Here is a 6,811-nt window from a genome sequence, read left to right as displayed (position 1 = left end):
AATCCCTGAAAAGAGTTTTCGTGAAGGCTTAAACCTATCACCCTAACTCTTTGGGAGCCACTATACATGAACTTGACCGAGGATGTCAATTAGTTAAGCTGTTAGGGATCTAGAATGGTTAGCTGAGACAAAAGGGGAGCCTGGAACTTCTGCGCGGGGAGAGTCGTTCTTGATTTTCGATGCCTCGTGATTCAAGGGAAAATCAAATAAGTATTTATACTTATTGTATATGGCTTGAATTTGGTGTAAACATACAGCTATGCTTGGGTGGCAGGGATTTTAATATTGTTCTGGACTCGAAAGTGTTACATAGCGGTTTTAACTCGCCTGAAGTACAATTTAATTACTTGCTCGTGCCTGCTGCCGACCGCATGGCTGCCCCCCATCTCCTCTTCCACTCCAGAGACATGATGATCGTGGTGTTGGCAAATCACTTATACTGGCTATATATTAAGCTAAAATTTGCACTCATACTTAACTTTATCTAATTTGTAAATGAGTAAAAAAACCTTCTGTATTTTGGAACAGGGCAAACTAATTAATGAGCCTTGCACTATAGAAAAACGAGAACTATTTACTACTGAATTTAGTGACTTTTATCGCCTTAATTGGTCAACAGAAGATGACCCCAATGCTTTCATTACTGCAAAAGGAGTGACTTGGAGTGAGGGCAGGAGCTTGCTATATAGGGAAGTTCCCAAAGATTATGAATACTACATTTTTATCGATGATGATGTTACCTTTGTTGCTGATGAAGGAGTAGATATTCCCAAAAAGATCAAAGAATTGCTCGATGAATATCACCCCATTGCTGGAACTTTTTATGATCCTAAACAGTGGGCATTTCTACCGATTAAAGCTTCTTATGAAGAGTTCATCTCCAGAAAATGCTTTCCCATTAGTGGATATGATGCGGAATCTCAAATCCTCTCCCAAAGCTATGCTGATGTCATCTTACCGGCGATTTATCATGGGGCGCATCGGACGGATTGGTATCTTCAGTGGGTTTGTTATCAAACCTTTCCCATGAAGCAAATGTGTTTTACTGACATTCGAGTGAAGAATGCCCGCAGCGGTGGCCATAGTAAAATTCACAAGCCGCAGCATTATGAGCCAACAGAAGCAGTGTTTCTGTTTAATCGACACGTCAAGAAGCCATATCCATTGTTGAAAAAAAAGGATGATATTCTTAAAAATAATGTTGAAATTTTTGAGCGGCTAGTTGATAAAACCCCTATTGAGTTCACTCTGAAAGACCTAGCAAAGGTCTATGATATCAGCAACACTGATTTTAAAATTAGACAACCTACTGCCAGTAGTCGGTACTTGTACAGAAAACCCTGGAATCGTTTTCTGTGGAAACTGGTCAGAAAACTGACAGGGGAATATAAATATTAATTCCACCGCGCTCTGGCTTTGAAAGCTGTAAAATGGCTACTCACTTATGCTGGAACAGCTTGACAGAAAGGCATTTTAGTAGCCAGCCAAAAGTCTCAGATTTAACGGAGCCAGTCTAAATGATTCGTAAACACCATTCTTCTCCGCTCTCCGGAGTTAGAGAGGGGTTAGGGATGAGGAGCTTTTACAATTCATTTGGTTTTGCTATATATTAGGCTGTGGTTAAACTTTTATGCGGAAAATTTGCCAGACAATCTCCTATGGACTAAACTTTTTAGCCATTCAGGCATAGAGAGAATTGCCATGTATAATAAATTGACAAATAAGAACAAATTGATAATTTCATCAACTAACCAAGTATATAAGAATGGACTTGCGTAAAAGGTTGCCACCATAGCGACTAAAGCCATACTGGAAGGCAAGCTTAACTGATTTTCTTGCTTAATCCAATCCAAAATTTGAGGAAGGGCAAAGATGAGAAAAGTTAATTTGTAATCCATAACAAGGCCAATAACCAGATAATTTCCTAAATAAATGCCTGTTGCAAGACGGAAATAATCGATATATTGACTGTTATCTAAAGATTTGTCCGAATCGGTTGAGACAAAATCCCAACTAAGCCATTCTTGAAAATTTTTAAATTTCGACAATAAAAATCTGGTCAAGACTAATAGCGTCAATAAACTCATAATTATATAAATTATGTATCTGATCGTCTTTTTAATATCAGTTTCACCGCCAGTAGATAAAGAAAGATTTGATAGAAAAGTTTTGACTTTCAAAAAGAGGGCTTGATGGCCAAAACGAAACCAAACACGCTCAACATCAAATGCTTGTGAGATAGTTTTCATCTCACCTATACTAGCGATAAAATAAGTGATAAAGGCAGTGGTAAAAATAGCGGCCAAGAACAGAAATAGATTTCTTTTTTCTTTAATAATTACTACCAGACCGAAAATTGGGAATAGTTTAATAACCCCAGCAAAAAATATTAATAAATAGGCACACAACCTAAAAATTAATGCTCGGCTATTCTTAATTATCATTAGTGCGACACCAAGCCAAGAATAGATAACAATATCTACGTTGCCACGTTCGACTAAAAGCATTACCGGTGGTGAGCATAAAATTAGGGCATAAACTACAGCTTCTTGATAATTTAATCTGCCAATGATAATTAAAGTGATAACATAAAAAATTAAAGCAAAGAAAACTCCTAAAAATATAGTATTACGCTGCTCTAAACCCAGCCAAGTTAATGAAGACCAGCTACTAGGGTAAGATATTTGATTGAAGCAGGGATTATTTGTTAGGGAAACTTCGCCTGTCAATCGATCACAATCAAAAGCACCTAATACGGCTGCAAGATCTATAAAAGGGTTTTTAACCGCAGGAACCCCAATTATCCTCCAAAACTTGTGATAGGGAACAAAAAAATTAGCTAGATACAATAACCCAAAATATCCTAAGAGTGCAGCAACTACCAAAAATCTGCCATCAATTTTTGATTGTTTTTTGAGCATCTGCTTAATCTGGAGATGTATTGAATTTACTATGTCCACTTACTGCCTCCTGCTATTAAAGGATTGGGGAGCATCTCACCTTTGTAACCCCTAAATTAGGTTTTATGTCAAGCTATTTTGAAAGCCTTGCTAGAAACCAGTTTTAGGGACAAGTATAATTACTCACTTGCATAAATGAGATGCTCCCAAGGATTGATTATCTGTCAATTACTTGAGTTCGGTATAGGACGCTCATTGCGCCGCTAAATGAAAAATCACATCCGGTTGCCATGACTTGATTAAACGACCCGCTAACTCAGCCTCTCGAATATCTCCTAGATGGTGACTACTCAGGTTTTGAGCTAAGTCTAATTGGTCAAATAGGGCAGGGGTGCTATTGGGAGCTAAACTGAGGCCTTTTACCTCTGCTCCCAGATGGAGTAACCAAAACGTCAGCCAAGACCCCTTAAAGCCAGTATGACCCGTTATAAAGACCTTTTTGCCCGACCAAAATCCTTCCTTTACCATATTTTCCATCTAGCTTGTCCAGTGTCATAAAGGTGATTGAGTAGTTCCATTTCTCGATAAGTATCCATACACTGCCAAAACCCATCATGCCTATAGACGGCGAGTTCTCCTAAGGCGGCTAGGGTTCTGAGGGGCTGTGCTTCAAAAGTCGTCGAATCTCCCTCAATTAAATCCAAAACCTTGCGATTTAAGACAAAATAGCCCCCATTAATCCATCCTTCAGCCGTTTGCGGCTTTTCTTGGAATTGAGTGACTAAATTACCCTCAATGATTAACTCGCCAAAGCGAGAAGGAGGACGAACCGCCGTCATAGTGGCTAATTTCCCATGAGAGTAATGGAAATCCAACAGATCCGCAATATTCACATCACAAACCCCATCCCCATAGGTGGCTAAAAAGATCTCGCTTCCGCTTTGATCTATATAAGATGTGAGACGTTTAAGACGACCTCCCGTCATGGTTTCCTGTCCCGTATCAATTAACCAAATACGCCAGTCTTCTTCCTCGTGTCCACTATCGAGTTTGGTCACTTTTTTATTGCCTAACTCTAAGAGGACATCACTTTGATTCCAATCATAGCTAAAGAAATAGTCCCGGATTATTTCCCCTTTATACCCTAGACAGAGCATAAAATCAGTTAAACCATAGTGGGCATAAGTTTTCATGATATGCCAAATAATTGGCCGATTTCCGATGGCAATCATCGGCTTAGGTCGAAATTCGGTTTCTTCCCGCAGTCGGGTTCCTTTGCCACCACACAAGATGGCGACGGGAATGTTAGACTTATAGTCCTTAACTGTTAAACTGACCGATTGTATTACCATTGGATTATATAGTGAAGGGCTTTGAGAGTGACATCATCTTATCGAGGCAGTTTAACACGGGATTCCCGATTGTGTCCAATATCTGTCTAAAAAAATTTTTGTTAAGCGAGTGTACCCAGTTTATTGCTAAACAGGCTCTTAAATCTTATAGCAGTTATCTTCATGGTGAGGTACGAAGTTTTCGTTTTGGGGAGTCGGCCAGTAATGCTAAATCAGGTTATACTTCATCTTTAACGCTATAATCCTGACCGAGTAGGACTAGAAATTCGTGCTACCATGCGAAGATAAATATTCGGGGATACGGTCACGAAGCTACCAGAAAATTTTAGGATAAAAATACCGACACTTATGGGGAAATCAATCAATAAAGTCCGAGGAACGGCACTGATTTTAGGGATTCTAGCGATCGCATTTGCCTTTTTCACTAGGATTGTCAGTATTTTTGAATACGTTACCTTCGATATCGGACCCGATCCCGATCAGATTAGCGGTGGTTACTTTTGGATGGATATGTGGAAGGGAAACTTTCCTCAATTGGGACCAGCGGGTGGGGGTGGAAAATATGGATTCGTAATTCCTCCCCTCTATGGTTATTTAGCATTTCCTCTGACAATTTTCGGTGCCGATCCCGAATTTCAAGTCCTTACCAATGGCCTATTTTCTTTTCTATCGATTCCGCTCTTAATCTACTTTGTTTATCAACTTTTAGAAAATGTAGAACAAGATAAACGTCTTCTCCTGTCCAGTTTGGCAGGATTTTGGTATAGCACAATTTATGCGGACTATTTCATTAATAATTTTTCCTGGGCCCCTAGCCCAATACCCTTTTTCCTGCTCGTTTTTGCTTTACTCTATCGGTTCCAGATGGAAACGACTAAGCCGCTGCTCTATCAGGCTATAGCTTGGATATTCTTCGGGATTACTGTCGCCATATTGGTGAGTTTACACACCACCACGATGTTAATTATCCCGGTGACTTCCGTTATCGCCTCTCTCTGGTTTGTTTATCGAAATCGAAAGAATACTCGTAAATGTCTTTTGCCTTTTCTATCGATTCTCTCCGCAAATCTCGCCTTGATTATGTATTGGAATAGTGAGATAGTTCGGAATTTCGCCAATACGAAAGGACTGGTGAGAGCGCTCACGGAGAAGGGGGCGAGCGGTGAACCATCGAGTAATCTGTTCACCCGTCTATTTAAAGCGATTTGGGAAACGGTTTATCTGGGTAATCAAGTGTTTTTTTTGAATGACAATATATCGATTTTCAATGTCGTAGTTTCGGCTATTTTTTTCGGCATTTCTCTATATATAGTCATCAAAAAATATCGAGGTAATAAAACACAGATCGGCTTTTTGGCGATTACTTGGATAATTTTTCTCTACGCTTCCTCTAATTATCCTGATGAGCATTTTTATTCCCATCGTAAAATCTTACTCTGGTTTGCTCCTATACTCTTGGCGATCGCTAGTCTGGCCTATCTAAACTTGACTAAGACTTTCGACAGGATCCTCGGTCTAGTTCTAGCAATTATCATCGGCTATTTGATCGCAACTAATCTCTATTTCAATCAACGTTATCTTGCTAGTAAATACGGTTCCGAAAGACTCCTATCCGTGGCCGATACAGTGGAAATTATCAATCAGATTCCGGCCGGTTCAACCCTTTGTGATCCGGCCAAGAAAGGCAAAAGAAAAGAGCATGGTCAGTATGATTATATCGATACCTTTATGACCAAAAGAGAGCTAACGATCACCAATGCCTGCCCATCGGGTAGTTATTACATACAGCCAAAATTTAAAATGGCTATCCAAATGAACGATTTATTTCCAATTTTTACCCTCGCCAAAACTCCCCCTCTCGAACGCCCGATGACTTCCCTTCTGGAAACCCCAGAAGCCTATCTCTATAAAATCGAGTAGCAATAAGTAGGTGGGTGGAATTAAATATAAGATGAACGTAGGTTGGGTTGAAGCATGAAACCCAACGCATAAAGAATCTGTTTGTCTTCTTGGACTAAGAACGTAAACAGGACAAATCCGTTCTGAACGGTTGTCCTGTCCATTAGGGGGAATCCCCACTCCTTCTACATCTTGTTCTGTTGGTCGGTGATACACCTTAAATTGAGACAGCTTAATGTCTTGCAATATCTTGGCTACAGGGTCATTACTTTTAATTTCGACATGGGGAATATAAGCGAACCATTTCGCCATCTCATTAACAGGGGTTGTTAATTCTAATTCCCAGTGGTTATTGGCGGCAGATTTGTAATCATTAATCTCAAGTTTATCTCCTGCTGTCAAGGAAAATTTCTGGGTTGGGTCGGTAATCTGACTGCTATCTAGGGTAGATTGTTTGATAACAGTATTGACTAGAGCTTTCAGTTTTTGGGTAGTCATCATCGATTCTCCTTTTTTCAATATGAGAGGATTATCTAAGTCTTAAAGCTGGCAAAATTTGAGGACATAACTTTAATTAGGGTCTGCTGAAAAAGTTTTTCGGTGGGGGTAGGAGTCAGGAGTCAGGAGTCAGGAGTCAGGAGTTTCAGGCTTTGTTGCCCT

General features: G+C 39.8%; 6 protein-coding genes. 2 read left to right on the top strand and 4 right to left on the bottom strand.

The annotated features are described in order from the left end of the window. Nucleotides 1-495: 495 nt before the first annotated feature. The gene (locus BGL89_RS09395) at nucleotides 496-1,398 is read left to right on the top strand and encodes a hypothetical protein (protein WP_286825491.1); all 903 of its coding nucleotides are present in this window, start codon (nucleotides 496-498) and stop codon (nucleotides 1,396-1,398) included. 230 nt (nucleotides 1,399-1,628) lie between these two features. Here the strand turns inward: BGL89_RS09395 and BGL89_RS09390 are convergent, their stop codons facing one another. The 3 genes from BGL89_RS09390 to rfbF all read right to left on the bottom strand — a co-directional run bounded on the left by BGL89_RS09390 (nucleotide 1,629) and on the right by rfbF (nucleotide 4,252). After that, nucleotides 1,629-2,921, bottom strand: coding sequence for a hypothetical protein (locus BGL89_RS09390; protein WP_286825490.1), 1,293 nt, complete (start codon nucleotides 2,919-2,921; stop codon nucleotides 1,629-1,631). A 231-nt stretch (nucleotides 2,922-3,152) separates the two neighbouring features. Beyond that, nucleotides 3,153-3,437, bottom strand: coding sequence for a GDP-mannose 4,6-dehydratase (locus tag BGL89_RS09385; RefSeq protein ID WP_286825489.1), 285 nt, complete (start codon nucleotides 3,435-3,437; stop codon nucleotides 3,153-3,155). Then, the gene (rfbF, locus tag BGL89_RS09380) at nucleotides 3,422-4,252 is read right to left on the bottom strand and encodes a glucose-1-phosphate cytidylyltransferase (protein ID WP_286825488.1); all 831 of its coding nucleotides are present in this window, start codon (nucleotides 4,250-4,252) and stop codon (nucleotides 3,422-3,424) included. The genes BGL89_RS09385 and rfbF overlap by 16 nt, the downstream gene beginning before the upstream one ends. A 348-nt stretch (nucleotides 4,253-4,600) precedes the next feature. Between rfbF and BGL89_RS09375 the strand changes: the two genes are divergently transcribed. Beyond that, nucleotides 4,601-6,172, top strand: coding sequence for a hypothetical protein (locus tag BGL89_RS09375; RefSeq protein WP_286825487.1), 1,572 nt, complete (start codon nucleotides 4,601-4,603; stop codon nucleotides 6,170-6,172). Here the strand turns inward: BGL89_RS09375 and BGL89_RS09370 are convergent. Then, nucleotides 6,074-6,649, bottom strand: a complete 576-nt coding sequence (locus BGL89_RS09370; RefSeq protein ID WP_286825486.1) for a hypothetical protein — start codon at nucleotides 6,647-6,649, stop codon at nucleotides 6,074-6,076. The genes BGL89_RS09375 and BGL89_RS09370 overlap by 99 nt on opposite strands. Between the last annotated feature and the right edge of the window lie 162 nt (nucleotides 6,650-6,811).

This window comes from Microcystis sp. LSC13-02, from assembly GCA_002282935.1.
Taxonomy (GTDB): domain Bacteria; phylum Cyanobacteriota; class Cyanobacteriia; order Cyanobacteriales; family Microcystaceae; genus Microcystis.
This window is presented reverse-complemented; position numbering and strand designations above follow the sequence as displayed.